13 protein-coding genes are annotated in these 14,330 nt (G+C 61.4%); 7 read left to right on the plus strand and 6 right to left on the minus strand.

Annotated elements, in window-relative coordinates; translation table 11 throughout:
• The first annotated feature begins 39 nt into the window (after positions 1-39).
• Positions 40-684 (plus strand): TetR/AcrR family transcriptional regulator, encoded by a 645-nt coding sequence (locus tag ASD52_RS02775; RefSeq protein ID WP_057222798.1) that lies wholly within the window; start codon positions 40-42, stop codon positions 682-684.
• 15 nt (positions 685-699) lie between these two features.
• Here the strand turns inward: ASD52_RS02775 and ASD52_RS02780 are convergent, their stop codons facing one another.
• Positions 700-1,191: an Lrp/AsnC family transcriptional regulator gene (locus ASD52_RS02780; protein WP_025429380.1), complete on the minus strand. Its 492-nt coding sequence runs from the start codon at positions 1,189-1,191 to the stop codon at positions 700-702.
• Between the two features lie 123 nt (positions 1,192-1,314).
• On the opposite strand from ASD52_RS02780, the gene ASD52_RS02785 reads away from it, so the two are divergent.
• The gene (locus tag ASD52_RS02785; protein WP_057222799.1) at positions 1,315-3,714 is read left to right on the plus strand and encodes a transketolase; all 2,400 of its coding nucleotides are present in this window, start codon (positions 1,315-1,317) and stop codon (positions 3,712-3,714) included.
• 161 nt (positions 3,715-3,875) lie between these two features.
• Here ASD52_RS02785 and ASD52_RS02790 read toward each other — a convergent pair whose 3' ends face one another.
• Complete coding sequence (locus tag ASD52_RS02790) at positions 3,876-4,295, minus strand: Rrf2 family transcriptional regulator (protein ID WP_057222800.1); 420 nt, start codon at positions 4,293-4,295, stop codon at positions 3,876-3,878.
• A 165-nt stretch (positions 4,296-4,460) separates the two neighbouring features.
• Here ASD52_RS02790 and ASD52_RS02795 point away from each other — a divergent pair, with 165 nt between their 5' ends.
• Positions 4,461-5,429 carry an alpha/beta hydrolase gene (locus ASD52_RS02795; protein WP_057222801.1) on the plus strand — a complete coding sequence of 323 codons (969 nt, stop codon included), beginning with the start codon at positions 4,461-4,463 and terminating at the stop codon, positions 5,427-5,429.
• 143 nt (positions 5,430-5,572) lie between these two features.
• On the opposite strand, the gene ASD52_RS02800 is transcribed toward ASD52_RS02795, so the two are convergent.
• From ASD52_RS02800 to ASD52_RS02815, 4 genes are read right to left on the minus strand one after another with little or no spacing between them, the layout of a single operon-like run.
• Positions 5,573-6,697, minus strand: coding sequence for a P1 family peptidase (locus ASD52_RS02800; RefSeq protein WP_057222802.1), 1,125 nt, complete (start codon positions 6,695-6,697; stop codon positions 5,573-5,575).
• Between the two features lie 2 nt (positions 6,698-6,699).
• Positions 6,700-7,530 carry an ABC transporter permease gene (locus tag ASD52_RS02805; RefSeq protein ID WP_057209943.1) on the minus strand — a complete coding sequence of 277 codons (831 nt, stop codon included), beginning with the start codon at positions 7,528-7,530 and terminating at the stop codon, positions 6,700-6,702.
• 8 nt (positions 7,531-7,538) lie between these two features.
• Entirely contained in the window at positions 7,539-8,438 is a 900-nt protein-coding gene (locus tag ASD52_RS02810; protein ID WP_057209942.1) for an ABC transporter permease, read from the minus strand.
• A gap of 1 nt (position 8,439) precedes the next feature.
• Positions 8,440-9,531, minus strand: a complete 1,092-nt coding sequence (locus ASD52_RS02815; RefSeq protein ID WP_057222803.1) for an ABC transporter ATP-binding protein — start codon at positions 9,529-9,531, stop codon at positions 8,440-8,442.
• A gap of 166 nt (positions 9,532-9,697) precedes the next feature.
• Between ASD52_RS02815 and ASD52_RS02820 the strand changes: the two genes are divergently transcribed.
• From ASD52_RS02820 to ASD52_RS02835, 4 genes are all read left to right on the plus strand, one after another.
• On the plus strand, positions 9,698-10,777 hold the full coding sequence (locus tag ASD52_RS02820; protein WP_025429373.1) for a spermidine/putrescine ABC transporter substrate-binding protein: 1,080 nt from the start codon (positions 9,698-9,700) through the stop codon (positions 10,775-10,777).
• A gap of 100 nt (positions 10,778-10,877) precedes the next feature.
• Positions 10,878-11,732: a MurR/RpiR family transcriptional regulator gene (locus tag ASD52_RS02825; RefSeq protein WP_057222804.1), complete on the plus strand. Its 855-nt coding sequence runs from the start codon at positions 10,878-10,880 to the stop codon at positions 11,730-11,732.
• A 597-nt stretch (positions 11,733-12,329) separates the two neighbouring features.
• Positions 12,330-13,166, plus strand: coding sequence for a MurR/RpiR family transcriptional regulator (locus tag ASD52_RS02830; RefSeq protein ID WP_082571696.1), 837 nt, complete (start codon positions 12,330-12,332; stop codon positions 13,164-13,166).
• A gap of 24 nt (positions 13,167-13,190) precedes the next feature.
• A complete protein-coding gene (locus tag ASD52_RS02835; protein ID WP_192433261.1) occupies positions 13,191-14,312 on the plus strand; it encodes an ABC transporter substrate-binding protein in 1,122 nt (373 codons plus the stop codon).
• Positions 14,313-14,330: the final 18 nt, after the last annotated feature.

Here is a 14,330-nt window from a genome sequence, read left to right on the forward strand (position 1 = left end):
GTTTCTCGTTGAAAATCAAGGGTGAGGAAGCAACTGGGCATGGCGGCGCGAGCAGAGAACGGACGCAAGAACGATCCACAGCGCACGAAGGAGGACATCCTCATCGTCGCGACGGACGAGTTCGCGACCCATGGTCTCGCAGGCGCCCGAGTCGACGCGATCGCCGAAAAGACCCGAACCTCCAAGCGGATGATCTACTACTATTTCGAAAGCAAGGAGGGGCTCTATCTCTCCGTACTCGAGCGGTCCTACCGCAAGATCCGGACGCTGGAGGCCGATCTGCAACTGTCGAGCCTCGCGCCCGAGGCTGCGTTGCGCACCCTGATTTCAACCACCTTCGACCACGATCAGGCCAACCCGGAATTCGTGCGGCTGGTCAGCATCGAAAACATCCATCGCGCCGCCCATATGATGCGCTCGGAAGCGATCCGCGATCTCAACGTCTCGGTTATTGAAACCATTGCCGGCATTCTGGAACGCGGTGTTGCCGAAGGTGTGTTCCAGCGCAAGGCAGATCCGATCGACGTGCACATGTTGATCAGCGCGTTCTGCTTCTTCCGTGTCTCGAACCGCTACACGTTCGGCACGATCTTCCGCCGTGACCTTTGCGAGCCGGAGACGATGCAACGGCACAAGGGGCTGATCGCCGATGCCGTGTTGAGCTACCTCAAAACTCAGGAATAGCCCGACAAAGCATGTTCAGGCGTTGCGCAGGTGCTCTGTCGGCAACGCGGTCGTATATTTGATCTGGCTGAGCGCGAAGCTCGAACGGATGCTGGAGACGCCAGGGATTGTCGTCAGGAAATCGACGACGAGCGCCTGATATTTCATCAGATCCTCGACGACGACGCGCAGCATGTAATCCGACTCGCCCGTCATCAGGTAACATTCGACGATCTCCGGCTTGGTCTTGATGGCAGTGCTGAAGACATCGAGCGAGGCGCGGTCCTGCTGCTTGAGCGAGACGTGCACGAACACGTTGACCGCAAGGCCAAGGGCGAAGGCGTCGACGAGCGCGACCGAACCCTTGATGACCCCACTCTCCTTGAGTTCGTTGACCCGCCGCCAACAGGGAGAGGCGGACAGTCCGGTTGCATCGGCGAGCTCGGCCGTGCTGATCTCGGCGTTCTGCTGCAAGAGATCGAGAATACGGATGGTCGCGGCGTCAAAGCTTGGCGTCTTCTTCGGCATGAAATTTCCAAAAATGGCGTTTCGGCGGTCAGTATTGCCGGAATCGGCAAAAATTCCAACAAAGATAGATCGGATATTTCGCGTCGCTGGGTGTAGCGTTTCCGGGTTCTGGGAGGAGCCGACATGGAAGAGCAGATTCTTTCGACCGCCACGCTGAAATGCCTGAAGGATCTGGAGCGGCAGGTTCTCTGGCACGCATGCTGGATGATCCACAACGCCAATCACATTCGGGAAAAAGGCGAGGTGAAAGTCGGCGGGCACCAGGCGTCCTCCGCTTCGATCACCTCGATCCTGACGGCGCTGTACTTCCACATCCTTCGGCCGGAGGATCGCGTTGCCGTCAAGCCGCATGCCGCGCCTGTCTTCCACGCCATTCAGTACCTGATGGGCAACCAGACGCGCGAGAAGCTGCAGAATTTCCGCGGCTTCGGCGGCGCGCAATCCTACCCCAGCCGCACCAAGGATGTCGACGATGTCGATTTTTCGACCGGCTCCGTCGGCCTCGGTGTCGGCATCACGGCCTTCGCCTCGATCATCCAGGACTACATCGCCTCGAAGCCCTGGGCGCAAAAGCGCAGCGACGGTCGCATGATCGCGCTCGTCGGCGATGCCGAGCTTGACGAAGGCAATATCTATGAGTGCCTGCAGGAGGGCTGGAAGCACGATCTGCGCAACACCTGGTGGGTGATCGATTACAACCGTCAGAGCCTCGATGGTGTCGTTCGCGAGGGTCTGTGGCAGCGAATAGAAGCCATCTTCACCGCTTTCGGCTGGGACGTGAAGGTCGTCAAATATGGCGCCTTGCAGCAATCGGCGTTCAAGGAACCCGGTGGCGAGACGCTGCGCGCCTGGATCGACCGTTGCCCCAACCAGCTCTATTCGGCCTTGACCTTCCAGGGCGGCGGCGCCTGGCGCAAGCGGCTGCAGGACGAGATCGGCGATCAGGGGAATGTCAGCAAGCTTTTGGCTTCGCGCAGCGATGACGAGCTTTCAGAGTTGATGAGCAATCTCGGCGGCCATTGCATCCAGACGCTTGCCGAGACCTTTGCCAGTATCGACCATGATCGCCCGACGGTCTTTCTCGCCTATACGATCAAGGGCTGGGGAACGCCGCTGGCGGGGCACAAGGACAACCATGCCGGCCTGATGACCAAGGCACAGATGCAGGACTTCCAGCAGAAGATCGGCGTCAGGGTCGGCGAGGAATGGGAGGAGTTTGCGGCAGTCGCCGATGCCGGGGCCGCGAAGACCTTTTTGAAGAGCGTGCCGTTCTTTGCCCAGGGCACAAGGCGGTTCACGTCTGAACCCGTGCCATCGGCCGGGCCGGTTTTGCTCGATGACCGCGAACTTTCCACCCAGGCGGGGTTCGGCAAGATCCTCGATGCTTTGGCGCAGCGTGACGATGCGCTTGCCGCCCGCATCGTGACGATGGCGCCTGACGTGACCGTCTCGACAAATCTCGGCCCCTGGGTCAACCGGCGTGGCCTTTTCGCCCGCGACATGCAGGCCGACACGTTCCGCGACGAGAAGGTTCCCTCGGCGCAGAAATGGGCCTTCGGTCCCGGCGGTCAGCATATCGAGCTCGGGATTGCCGAGATGAACCTCTTCCTGCTTCTGGGGGCGGCCGGCCTTTCCCATTCGGTGTTCGGTGAACGCCTGCTTCCGATCGGCACCGTCTACGATCCGTTCGTGGCGCGCGGGCTCGATGCGTTGAACTACGCCTGCTACCAGGATGCACGGTTCATGATCGTCGGCACGCCGTCAGGCGTCACACTGGCGCCGGAAGGCGGCGCTCACCAATCGATCGGCTCGCAGCTGATCGGCATGAGCCAGGATGGGCTTGCCAGTTTTGAGCCTGCCTATCTCGACGAACTCTCTGTGATCATGGATTGGTCCTTCGACTATATGCAGCGCGATGGCGATGCCGTGCACGACGAACGGACCTGGCTGCGCGATACGACTGGTGGTTCCGTCTATCTTCGGTTGACGACCCGTCCGCTCGAACAGATGCAGCGCCGCGAGGATGCGGCCTTCCGCCAGGGCGTGATCGACGGTGCCTACTGGCTGCGCGAACCGCGACCGAACACCCAGCTGGTGCTGGCCTATCAAGGTTGCGTCGCCCCCGAGGTGCTGATGGCGGCGGGGCGACTTGCGGAACGTCACCGCGATGTCGCGGTGCTGGCGGTGACGTCCGCCGACCGGCTCAACGCCGGCTGGACTGCGGCACAGCGTGCCCGTCGTCATGGCCACCACAGCGCCGAAAGCCACATCGAGGCGCTGCTGGCGCCGCTATCCGATACCTGCGAAATCATTACCGTGACGGATGGTCATCCCGCCACGCTCGGCTGGTTTGGATCGGTGCATGGCCACCGGTCCGTCTCACTCGGCGTCGAGCATTTCGGGCAGACGGGCACGATCGCCGACCTCTATGCGCATTTCGGCATCGATACGGACTCGATCATCGAGGCGGCGGAGTCGATCGCTCTCGGTCGCAATCGACGCAAGTTCAGGCAGGCGGGATAGGCTCGTGACGCGCTGAGTGGACGTGCGACATGCCCCTTTTTGCCACGTTGTCGCGTTGTTTAACTGGGCCTAATATTCATATCCGGGTTGGGGGGGCGCGGCGTTTGTGCGGTTCCGTCTAAATCGGAAACGCTCTAGGCCCCAAGGTTCGTCGGGCGCGCTTAGTGCGCTGCCGTAAATTCCCGGGTAATCTGCGCCAAAGTCAGCTTGCCAAACTCGTCGTTGAGCACCGTTTCCGCCGCCAAGAACGCTTTTGACAGATGCGCGTTGACGGCCCGCTCAACGGGGCATCCTGCATGATCGGCGGCCAGCCCCAGCGAAAAGACGGATTTGTAGTTGAGCGCCTTGTGGACATCGAGAACGGATATTTCTTCCGCGCCGCGGGTCAGCAGCCAGCCGCCACCAGGCCCGCCTTCCGAGCCGACGATACCATGCCGTTTGAGTGCCGCCATCGTGCGACGGACCACCACCGGGTTGGTGGAGAGCATCAAGCCGATCGTCTGCGACGTTTCGGTGCCGCCGAGCAGATGCATGTGAACGAGCACATGCAGCATTCTTGAAAGGCGGTTGTCCTGTGGCATCGACCACTCCTATGTGTAACTTAATTTGTTATGAATTATTGACCTGTCGATGTTCGTAACATATTGTGTTGCGCATAGGAATGAAGCGGACAAGGGCACGGGTTGTGATTTCTGTAGCGATATCGTTTCGTTCGAAGCCCGATCGCGGAACTGTTTGGAGAAGAGATGCAGGAGCGCCTCGTAGACGCGAATGGAATTCGTTTGAACTTCCTGGAGGCGGGCGAAGGGCCGACGGTCTTGTTGTGCCATGGCTTTCCGGAAACCGCTTATGCGTGGCGACAGCAGGTTGCCGCCCTCGCCGCCGCCGGATTTCATGCCATCGCGCCGGATATGCGCGGCTATGGCAAGAGCAGCCGCCCTGACGAGGTCGATCAATACACGCTCTTCCATCTCGTCGGCGACATGGTCGGGCTGCTCGATACGCTCGGCGTCGAGAACGCGATCATTGTCGGCAATGACTGGGGCGCGAGCGTCGCATGGCAGGCGGCGCTGCTGCGACCTGACCGCTTCACTGGCGTCGTGGCCATCGGCGTGCCGATGATGTCGCAACCGCCGGTCCCACCGACGCAGATTTTCCCGAAAACCGCGGATGCACTGCTCTATGCGCTCTATTTTCAAGAGCCAGGTGTCGCCGAAGCCGAGTTCGAACGGGATGTGGCGTTGACGCTGCGCAAACTGATGTTTGCCGCGTCCGGCGAGGCCGGACCGCGCGACGACGAGAAGACGCCAAATCCCTTCGGCATGGTGTCGAAACGCGACGGTTTGCTGGCCAGCCTTCCTGTCCCCGCAAAGCTTCCGGACTGGATCGGCGATTCAGAGTTCGAGAATTTCGTGCACGCTTTCCGGCAAAGCGGCTTTTCCGGAGGGCTGAACTACTACCGCAATCTTGATCGGAATTGGGCACTGCAATCCTGCCTGAAGGGAAAGCTCGTCGACGTTCCGGCAGTATATCTGATGGGGGAACGCGATACCGGATTGGCCATTCCCGGCATGCGCGCGATCATCGCCGAGATGCCGCGACTGGTGCCAAAGCTGGTGGATACCATCTTCCTACCCGACTGTGGGCACTGGGTGCCGCAGGAGCGGCCCGATGATGTCAGCACTGCCATCATACGGTTCGTTCAGGGATTGTAACGGAACCAAGAGCCAGCCGTTACCCTCGTCTGCCAGTGCGGCGTCGCCGACAAAACCTAAGCCGGTAGAAGCGCGCCGAAAAAGCCACGGCATCGAAGCTGCCTTGGTCGGCAATCTGGGCGGGGAAACACAGGGGAACCGCATCAGCGCCCGTACTTCCGCATGACCTCGAGAAGCGGTTCATGTCTGATGGCTTCGATCTTGAACCGGTCATGGACGGTGCCGCCTGAATCTTCCGCTGCGATCATGGCGTTGACCACCGCCTCTTCGACGGTGTCGACCGTTGCCAGATAGACCGGATCGAGCATTTCGTCATTGACGATCTCAAGCGCGAGGCGCGGCGGAGCGCGGTGCGCCATCGGCTGCGGGTTGGCGGTCGAAAACGCCAGGAAGATGTCGCCGGAATTGTTGCCGCCGGGCGTGCCGTTGCGGCCGATGCCGATCGAGGCGCGACGGGCGAGGCGTTGCAACTGATGCGGGGCCATCGGCAGATCGGTGGCGATCACGACGATGATCGACCCGCGCTCCTGCATCTGGCTCTGCGGCGTGCAGTCGCGCATGTGTTCGCCGACCGGTACGCCGCAGATTGTCAGCCAGTCCCGCTGGCCATGGTTTGCCTGCACCAGCGTGCCGATCGTGTAATCACACCCGCCAAACTCGACGATCCGCGATGCGGTGCCGGTGCCGCCCTTGAACCCATAGGCGATCATGCCGGTTCCGCCGCCGCAATTCCCCTCCTCAACAGGTCCGCCGCCGGCGGCGTCGAGCGCTGCCCGGACCTCGGCTTCGCCGATGGGCTGGCCGTTGATGTCGTTCAACACACCGTCATAGGTCTCTGCGACCACCGGCATGATCCAGAGAAAATCGTCGCTGTCATAGGTGGAGGCATAGCGCTCCAGCATCCACTTGATCGTGGCGTGATGGGTCATGCCGACCGCATGGGTGTTGGTGATCATCACCGGGCCGAGGAAAAAGCCGCCATCCTCGATCCAATGAGTGCCGGTCATTTCGCCGTTGCCGTTGAAGCGATGCACGCCCGCATAAACCGGGACGGGCACGGCCGAGCCCGCATGCGGCAGGATGGCGGTGACCCCGGTTCTGACCGGGCGCTTGCGGCCCGGTCGCGGCACGTCTTCTGAGATAGTGTGGAAGCCGACGGCAATCCCCGCGACGTCAGTGATGGCGTTGAAGGGGCCGGTCCGGCCCGTGAATGGCAAGCCGAGGTCCCGGGCGCGCGTTTGAGAGACGGTTTTGCGTTTGTTGTCCATGATCATTTCTGCCGGGAGCGGAGGTAGAGGCCGAGAGAGGCGACGACGAAGGAGAAGGTCAGCATCATCACCGCGATCGCATTGATCTCCGGTTTGATGCCGCGTCGAAGCATGGCGAAGATGAACATCGGCAGCGTGGTCACATCGACGCCGGCGATGAAATAGGTGATCACCAGATCGTCCATCGAGATGATGAAGGCGAGCAGCGCGCCGCCGACGATGCCGGGCAGGAGCTGTGGCAGCACCACCCGTCGAAAGGTCGTCCATTCGTCGGCGCCGAGGTCGGCCGAGGCGTTTTCGAGTGTTCTGTCCATGCCGGCCAGCCGCGCTGAGACAACGATGAAGACATAGGAAATCAGGAAAGTGCACTGGCCGATGACGATCGTCGTCAGGCCGAGGCTGATCCCCGAATTGACGAAGAAGATCAAAAGCGCGATGCCGAGCACGATGTCGGGCATCAGCATCGGCATGAACATGATCACCCGGTAGAAGCGCTGGCCGAGAAAGTCGAAACGGTAGAGGCCGATTGCGATTGCCGTGCCGAAGACGGTGGCGATCAGTGTCGTGGAGGTGGCGATGACGAGGCTGTTCCACACCGCCTGAATAAGCTGGCCGGTCGATTCGATATAGAGCGCGTTCTCGGAGATCGTCGTCTTGAAGCCGAGCACCTGGGCGTACCATTCGGTGGTGAAGCCGGTCCAGGTCATCATGTTGACCGGGTTGGCGTTGAACGAATAGACGGCGATCACCACCAGCGGGATGTAGATGAAGGCGAAGAAGAGGGCGGTGTAGGCGAGCAGGCTTCCGCGGAAGAGGGATTGAGCGATCTTCATGGGGGACCTCAGCGAGCAAGTGCTGCGTCGGTGCCGCGGCGGCTAGACGCGAGCACATAGACGAGCAGCAGCACCAGCATCACGCTCATGACCATCATCGCCAGCGCCGAGCCGAACGGCCAGTTGCGGGCGGCCAGGAACTGCTGCTCGATGAGATTGCCGAGCATCATCACCTTGGCGCCGCCGAGAATGGCCGGGACGACGAAATTGCCGAGCGCCGGAATGAAGACGATGATCGCGCCGCCGGCAATGCCGGGAGCCGTCAGCGGTAGGATAATGCGCCAGAATGTGCGGATAGGCCCGGCGCCGAGATCGAGCGAGGCACGCACCAGCGTCCAGTCCAGCTTCTCGACGCTGGCATAAACAGGCATGAACATGAACGGGATGAAGACATAGACCATGCCGAGGATGATCGCGCCGTCCGTATAGATCAGGTCCAGCGGCCGGGCGATCAGTCCCGTCGACAGCAGCATCTCGTTGACGAGGCCGGTCTGGCGCAGGATCAGCACCCAGACAAACAGCCGCACGATCAGGCTGGTGAAGAAGGGCAAGGTGATGAGGAACAGGCAGAAGTTCTTCCATCGCTCTGACAGGCGGGCGATGCAGAAGGCTGCGGGATAGCAGACCAGCAAAGCGGCAATGACGGTGAGTGCGGCGATCTTCACCGAGCGGATGAAGATGGCGATATAAACAGGATCGAAATCCTCGAACATCGGATCTGCAAAGCCGAGGATGCGGCCGAAATTGTGCGGGTAGAAGGTCCATTCCACGCCACCGTAGAGGCCTGGCGCCAGAAAGCTCGTGACCATCATGATGGCGAGCGGACCGAGAAAGAAGACGGCGAGGAACAGGGAAACGGGACCGAGCAGGACGGCGAGCTGGACGCGGCGGCGAATGGCGATCGACATGTCACGCCTCCGCGCAAGGGTGAATGAGGTGTACGGCTGCCGGGTCATAGGCGAGCCGGGCGCGGCGCGTCCGCTCGATGTCGCCGATCAGGCTGCGACGGCCGGCGGGGATCTCGGCGACGATCTTTCTGCCCGCCTGTGTGCGGCCGAACAGCTCGAACGTCGAGCCGACGAAGACGATGGCTTCCAGGTCGATGTCGAGACAGGGAAAGGGCTCGGCTTCATCGGCGAGGAAGAACTGCTCGGGCCGGATCAGCGCCGTCGCTGCACCCGATGCCGCTGACGGCGTTCGCCGATGGCGGATTTCCGTGCCGTCGCTGGTCATCAACCGATCGCCATCGATCCGGCCGTCGAAGAGATTGCTTGCACCGATGAAGGTGGCGACGAAACTGTTGACCGGATGGTCGTAGATCGCGCGTGGCGTATCGAGTTGCTGGATGCGCCCACCGGAAAGAACCGCAACGCGGTCCGACATGGTGAGAGCCTCCTGCTGATCGTGCGTTACGAAGATGAAGGAGATGCCGAGCTCGTGCTGCAGTGTCTTCAGCTCGATCTGCATGGCCTGGCGCAGGTTCTTGTCGAGGGCCGACAGCGGCTCGTCGAGCAAAAGCAACTTCGGACGCGCGATGATGGCGCGGGCAAGAGCCACGCGTTGCTGCTGGCCGCCGGAAAGCTGGCGCGGGCGCCGGCCCTCCATGCCCTCAAGGCCCACCATCTTCAGCGCGGCTGCCACCTGGTCGCGGCGCTTGGCCCTTGCGACGCCGGCGACCTCCAGCGCATAGGCTGTGTTTTCGCCGACGGTCATATGCGGGAAGAGCGCGTAGTTCTGGAAGACGGTGTTGACGGGGCGGCGATAGGGTGGCCTGTCGGTCATGTCCTCCGCGTCGATCAGGATGCGTCCGCCGTCGAGCTCGACGAAGCCGCTGATCGCCTGCAGCAACGTGGTCTTGCCGCATCCGGATGGTCCGAGAAGCGTGAGGAACTCGTTGCGCCGCACCTGAAGATCGATGGCATCAAGCGCTGTCACGCTCCCGCCTTCCGGAGTGGCGAAGGCTTTACTCGCCCCCTCCAGCCGGACAATGGAATCCTGCATCTGTCATTCCCCAAAATGTTATTTAAATAACGCTTGTGCGTTTTGGATATATGGATACCATTTACTCATCGGTGTCAACGGCCGCAGAAGCCGGAGCCGGCAAGGACCAGGGAACGGTCCGATCCTGGGGGCGCAAGTCCCCACGAACCATCAGAGGAGACTATCTATGACGAAAGCAAGCCGCGTCGTCCGGGCGACCAGGGCCAAACTCTTCGGCCCCGCACGGGCCGCCGCATTCTCGCTGTCCGCCTTGATCGCCATGACCGGCCTCGGCCATGCCGCCGAGCTCAACATCTACAACTGGGGCGAATACATCAATCCGGCGGTCCTGAAGAAGTTCGAGGAGGAGACCCAGATCAAGGTCAACCTCTCCACCTATTCCTCCAACGAGGAGATGCTGGCGAAGATCCAGGGCGGCGCGACCGGCTATGACGTCGTCTTTCCGTCGGTGCACATGCAGGACATCATGTCCAAGCTCGACCTTCTGGAGAAGACCGACATCAATGCCTATGAAGGTTTCAAGAACATCGACCCGGCGTTCCTGAGGGCAAAGAGCGACCCCAAGGGCGAGTTTTGCCTGCCCTACGCCTTCGGAACCGTCGGCATCGTCTACAACCGCAAGGTCCTGGGCAAGGACGTCGTCGGCTGGAAGGACCTGATTGCGACCGTCAAGGAAAAGGGGCTGAAGTTCACCCTGCTCGACGACATGCGCGAGGTTCTGGCCGTGGGCTTGATCCTCAACGGCCACAAGGTCAACTCGACCGACCCCGCCGAGCTGCAGCAGGCGGCCGATACGATCATCGCGATGAAACCTGACGTCGCTGCCTTCACCTACGATACCCGGCCGATGGTGCAGTCCGGCGACGTCGCCGCCGGTCATTTCTTCGTCGGCGCGATGGTCGACGTCTTTGCCAACCAGAAGGACCTTGGCTACGTGATCCCCGAGGAAGGCGCGACCATGTACCAGGAGGATATCTGCGTCCTGAAGACCGCGCCGAACAAGGATAACGCCATTAAGTTCCTGCAGTTCTACACCCGTCCGGAAGTGGCAGCACTCAACGTCTCCCAGCAGACCAACGGCACCGCCAACGTGCCGGCGCGGCAATTGACCCCCGACCAGATCAAGAATAGCAAGGAGATCAATCCGACGCCCGAAACGATGCAAAGGCTCCAGATCTTCGAGGACCTGGGCTCCGGCGTGCGCCAGCTCGATCGTGTCTGGACCAAGGTGAAGACGGCGCAGTAAAGGCGGCAAAGATCGGCAATTCCGCCCGCCTGCAGCAAGTTGAAAGCGTTACAGCGCGCGCGGCGCTGTCAGCGGGCGGAAGTATCTCCGGGGAGGGGACGTGGCACAACGAATCCTGAAGCTCGTGCAGAGCGAGGAACTCAGGCGGTCGAAATCCGACAAGCTGATTGCCCATTACATCGAGCGCAATCTGGCGGAAATCCCGTTCGAAACGGCAAAGTCGATCGCCAGTCGTCTCGAACTGTCGCCGATGACCGTCGGGCGCTACCTCCGGCGCATGGGCTTCGACGGCCTCGACCAGTTGAAGCACGAACTGCGGCGCGGCAGCTCCAATCCGGCCTGGCAGGTGAAAGGACCGGTCGACCGGCTGCGCGAAGACATTCGCGAGGGCAAGCTGCTTGCAGGCTTGATCCAGGAGCAGATCAACAATCTCGGAATGGTCTACGAGCTGACCACCTCGCCGGAATGGCAGCAGGCGATCGATGCGCTGATTGGCGCCAGCGAAGTCTATGTCGCCGCCTATCAGAACGTGCGCGGCATCGCCCAGTATTTTGCCAGCCAGCTCTCCTATACCCGCCCGCGGGTGCAGTTCGTCGACGGTCTGAACGGCACCTATTCGGAACTGCTCGACGGTTCGGTGGAAGGCCGCGTGCTTTTCCTGCACGATGTGCGCCGCTTTGCGGCCAAGGCGAAGCCGCTCGCAATCGAAGCGCGCCGGGCCGGCGTCAAGGTCATCCTCTATACCGACGAATATTGCCCCTGGGCAGCAGAGGTGTCGGATATCTGCCTTGTGGTCCCGGGCTCGCATGGCCCCCTGTGGGATGGTGCTGCCACGACTATTGCCGTCATGGACCTGATGCTCAGCAACATCATCGTCGTCCTGGGTGACGAGGTCAGCGAACGGGTCGGCATGCTGACGCGGCTGCAGGATGTGTTCGGCGATTTCGAGGCCTGAACGGTGCGAAGGGGTGGCTTGTTGACGCCGTCGTCAGTGATGTTCCTGCTTCCCGCGAGGTTTTCAGTGCTGGCCGCCATCGCGTGTTGAAGCGACCAGCAGGTGACCGTTTTTAGGCATCTCGGGCGCTGGCGGCATGTGCCAGCGCCCGAGACCTTGAACGCCTTCCCGCGACAAGCGGCAGCACGGCCATCGCGATCGCGAGAACCCAGAGGATGAGCGAGATCTTGCTCTGGAACAGGATGGCGATATCGCCGCCGCTGAAATGGCAAGCGCATTGCGCAGGTTCACTTCCATGACCTACCTACCAAGAACGGCGCCCGGAGCATTTTCACTGAAGGCATGACGGTGCCAATGCCTTTGCGGACCTTTGCAAAGATTTTTCGGGATTGCGTCCGGCCCTGTCGGAAGCGGCAGTCCGGTGTCATTTTTGGTCCGAAATTCGCCTTATATTGTCGGGAAACCCCCGAAAATCGACTGTTTCTCAAGTGCCGCTCCTTGCTTTGCAGGCTCTTGCAAAGATTCTTGCGGGCGTTGCCTTGACTGCAAGTTGATTTGCTTGAACGATGCGTCATGCAAAGAAACTTGTAGAGCGCCATGACACTCATTGATCGCATAAAGGCACAATCGAAAAGGCTGACCGAGGCCGATCAAAAGCTGATCGCCACGATGCTCGACAACCGGGCGGAGGCTGCCTTTCTGTCCGGCCCGCAGCTGTCGCAGCGGGCCAGTGTTCATGAGGCGACGGTCACCCGTCTGGCGCAGAAATTGGGTTACCGCGGCTTTCCGGATCTGCGCGCACAGCTGCAGCGCGAGGTGCTTGATGATCAGGATGCCGCGACCCGCATGCGCCGCTCGGTCGCCAAGGTCGAGCACGGCGATTATCTGACCGATCTGATTGCCGCAGAGATTTCAGCCCTGGAAACGCTCGCGCGCTCGGTGCCGCAAAGTGATGTGGACCTGGCTGCCGACATGATCTTCGAAGGGCGCCGGGTGTTCGTATTCGGCCAGGGGCATGCGCAGTCCGTCGCCGGCTTCCTGCAGCGCCGCCTCGACCGGTTCGGCATGACGACGATCGCGCTCACCGGCCGCGGCCGGGACATCGCCGAGCGCATGGTCAGCATGGACAAGAGCGACGTCGTCATTGCGCTCGCCTTTCGCAAGCAGCCGCAAAGCTATGCGCCGCTGGTGCAGCATGCCCGGCGCGTCGGCGCGCGAACGATTTTGATTTCGGACCTTGCCGGCCCGCTGATGGAGCCGGTTGCGGATCTGATGCTGGCGGCGCCGCGGGGGCGTTCGGGAAGCGAGTTTCAGACTCCGACCATCCCGTTTGCCATCGTCAACGGCATCGTCCTGACGATCGCCGGCAGGCATGAGCGTGAGGTGATCGGCAGGCTGGAGAAACTGTCGGAGCTGTTCAACGACTTCGATTGACTGGGGAAAATGGAGGAGGAAACCATGTTGAAGCGACTGATGAAGTCCGCACTTGCGGCCTGTGTCGTGCTGCCCACGGCAGCAATGGCGACAGATCTGGATAGCATGACGCCCGAACAACTGCTGCCGCTTGCGCAGAAGGAAGGCAGCGTCACCGTCTTTTCGTTGTCGAGCCGGATCGCCAAGATCGAGAAAGCCTTCGAGGAGGCCTATCCGGGCGTCGACCTGATCGGCCTCGACATGAGCTCGACAAAGCAGATCGCGCGTCTGGAGGCAGAGCAGCAGGCAGGCGTTCATGCGGTCGACGTGCTCTATATCGCCGACACGCCCGTCGTCTTCAGCAAGCTTCTCGAAGCCAAGCGCATCGTCAACTATGTGCCGCCGCGCGTCGCCGCCCAGATCGACGATCGCTACAAGGGGCCGCTGCTCACCCAGCGTCTTTCGACCAAGGTGCTGATGTACAACGAGAAAGCCTTTCCCGGGGGTTCACCGGTTACCAACCTGTGGCAGCTGACCCAGCCGGAGTGGCAGGGCAAGGTGCTGATGGTCGATCCGAGCCAGCGCGGCGAACTGCTCGACCTCCTGACGGAGATTGCGCTCCATCCGGATGAGATGGCCGCGGCCTACAAGGCGCAGTTCGGCAAGGACATTGCCGTTGATGCCGATCTTCAGGGCGCCGGCGAGCAGTTCATCAAGGACCTCTTTGCCAACGACCTGATCCTCGTCCCCAATAGCGACGTGCTCAACAAGTCCGTCGGCGATGCCACTGCCAAGAACCCTCCCGTCGGCTTCGGCACCTATTCGGACCGGCGTGACAATGAGAAGGAAGGCTGGGCACTGCAAGTCGCCAACAATGTCGAGCCCGCCAACGGCATCCTGTTTCCGGCCGTTCTGACGATTGCCGAAAAGGCGCCGCATCCGGCCGCCGCCCGGTTGCTGATCGACTTCATGTTCGGCGACGACACGCCGACGGGAGGTGCCGGCTTCGAGCCGTTCAACGTTCCCGGCGACTATGCCACGCGCACGACCATCGCCCACCATCCGGACTCCGTCAAACTCGGCGAGCTGAAGGCCTGGACCATCGACCCGGCAAAGACCGCCGCTGCCCGTGGGCGCGTCTCCGATCTCATCATCACGCTTCAGTAACGGGCTTATTGCCGGCGC

Source organism: Ensifer sp. Root142 (assembly GCF_001426785.1).
Classification (GTDB): domain Bacteria; phylum Pseudomonadota; class Alphaproteobacteria; order Rhizobiales; family Rhizobiaceae; genus Ensifer; species Ensifer canadensis.

Bases quoted from the DNA above. Each gene is read 5' to 3' on its own strand.
- ASD52_RS02775 (WP_057222798.1), top strand. From the start codon at position 40: ATGGCGGCGCGAGCAGAGAACGGACGCAAGAACGATCCACAGCGCACG.
- ASD52_RS02780 (WP_025429380.1), bottom strand. From the start codon at position 1,191: ATGCCGAAGAAGACGCCAAGCTTTGACGCCGCGACCATCCGTATTCTC.
- ASD52_RS02785 (WP_057222799.1), top strand. From the start codon at position 1,315: ATGGAAGAGCAGATTCTTTCGACCGCCACGCTGAAATGCCTGAAGGAT.
- ASD52_RS02790 (WP_057222800.1), bottom strand. From the start codon at position 4,295: ATGCCACAGGACAACCGCCTTTCAAGAATGCTGCATGTGCTCGTTCAC.
- ASD52_RS02795 (WP_057222801.1), top strand. From the start codon at position 4,461: ATGCAGGAGCGCCTCGTAGACGCGAATGGAATTCGTTTGAACTTCCTG.
- ASD52_RS02800 (WP_057222802.1), bottom strand. From the start codon at position 6,697: ATGGACAACAAACGCAAAACCGTCTCTCAAACGCGCGCCCGGGACCTC.
- ASD52_RS02805 (WP_057209943.1), bottom strand. From the start codon at position 7,530: ATGAAGATCGCTCAATCCCTCTTCCGCGGAAGCCTGCTCGCCTACACC.
- ASD52_RS02810 (WP_057209942.1), bottom strand. From the start codon at position 8,438: ATGTCGATCGCCATTCGCCGCCGCGTCCAGCTCGCCGTCCTGCTCGGT.
- ASD52_RS02815 (WP_057222803.1), bottom strand. From the start codon at position 9,531: ATGCAGGATTCCATTGTCCGGCTGGAGGGGGCGAGTAAAGCCTTCGCC.
- ASD52_RS02820 (WP_025429373.1), top strand. From the start codon at position 9,698: ATGACGAAAGCAAGCCGCGTCGTCCGGGCGACCAGGGCCAAACTCTTC.
- ASD52_RS02830 (WP_082571696.1), top strand. From the start codon at position 12,330: ATGACACTCATTGATCGCATAAAGGCACAATCGAAAAGGCTGACCGAG.
- ASD52_RS02835 (WP_192433261.1), top strand. From the start codon at position 13,191: ATGTTGAAGCGACTGATGAAGTCCGCACTTGCGGCCTGTGTCGTGCTG.